The following is a 1,131-nucleotide window of genomic DNA, read 5'->3' as shown; positions in this document are numbered from 1 at the left end:
GGTCTGGTCATCGGCGACGTCATGGGACGAGGGGTCCGCGCCGCGGCGATCATGGGTCAGCTGCGGACCGCGGTGCGAACCTGCGCGCGCCTGGAGCTGTCGCCGTACGAGGTGCTGACGCTGCTGGACGGCGTTGTCAGCGAGATCGACGAAGGCCAGATCGCAACCTGCATCTACGGCGTCGTCGAGCCGCATACAGGCCTGCTGACGCTTGCGAACGCGGGGCACCCACCGCCGCTGGTGGTGGCGCCCGACGGTCTGGTGTCACGGCTGTACATGGAGGTCGGAACCCCGCTCGGTCTCGGCCGTGGTGACGTCAAGGAGTACACGGTCCGGTTGCACCGGGGAGCGTTGCTGGTTCTGTTCACCGACGGGCTGGTGGAAAGCCGGGAACGGGACATCGATGCCGGCGTCTCGGATCTGGCCGCTGTACTCGCCCGTCAGGACGGTTCCTTGGGAAAGCGGGCCGACCAGGCTCTTGAGGCGCTCGGTCGGGACGAGGGCCACGACGACGACGTGGCGCTGCTGCTGGTGGGACTGCCCGACACCGACTCGGGCGGGGCGACCCGCTACGCCGACATCGCGGTGCCCGACGGACCGGCCGGCCTCGGTGAGGCCCGAGGGCGTGCCTACGACCTGCTGACGAGGTGGTGGGTGGACGCCGACACGACCGATTCCGTGGTCCTGCTGATGTCGGAGCTCGTCACGAACGCGCTGGTGCACGGCAGATCCCCGCTGTCCGTGCGACTGCGCCGGACCGGCTCCCGGGTGATTGTGGAGGTGTCCGACTGTGACCCGCGGCTGCCCCGGCGCCGTCACGCCGACTTCGACGACGAAGGCGGCCGTGGTCTTGAGCTGGTTTCGCTCATCGCGTCTCGTTGGGGGACCCGATCGGTCGGTGACGGCAAGGTCGTGTGGGCGGAGATTGCCGCGCCGCCGCTGTCGTGAAGGCTCGCCTGTCGTGAAGGTTCGCGTCGACTGAACCGGTGGTCACCGGGCCGGTCCGCGTCGCGACCGGCCGCACAGCGGCAAACCCCCGTCCTCGCGGCAGAATGCGCAGGAATTCCACTGCGCGGTCCAGGCGAAGGACATCCGGAAGGCGAAGGACACCCGGAAGGCAGCCGCGGGTGG

At 69.6% G+C, this 1,131-nt stretch carries 1 protein-coding gene; it reads left to right on the top strand.

Annotated features, from left to right (window positions below; genetic code table 11):
* A partial coding sequence (locus DD1DGNOD_RS21015) for an ATP-binding SpoIIE family protein phosphatase (protein WP_165036950.1) occupies positions 1-948 on the top strand: 948 nt, incomplete at its 5' end.
* Positions 949-1,131 lie beyond the last annotated feature (183 nt).

It is taken from the genome of Candidatus Protofrankia californiensis (assembly GCF_900634765.1).
Classification (GTDB): domain Bacteria; phylum Actinomycetota; class Actinomycetes; order Frankiales; family Frankiaceae; genus Protofrankia; species Protofrankia californiensis.
Note: the sequence above shows the minus strand (reverse complement) of the source record. Positions and strands in the feature narration are given on the sequence as shown.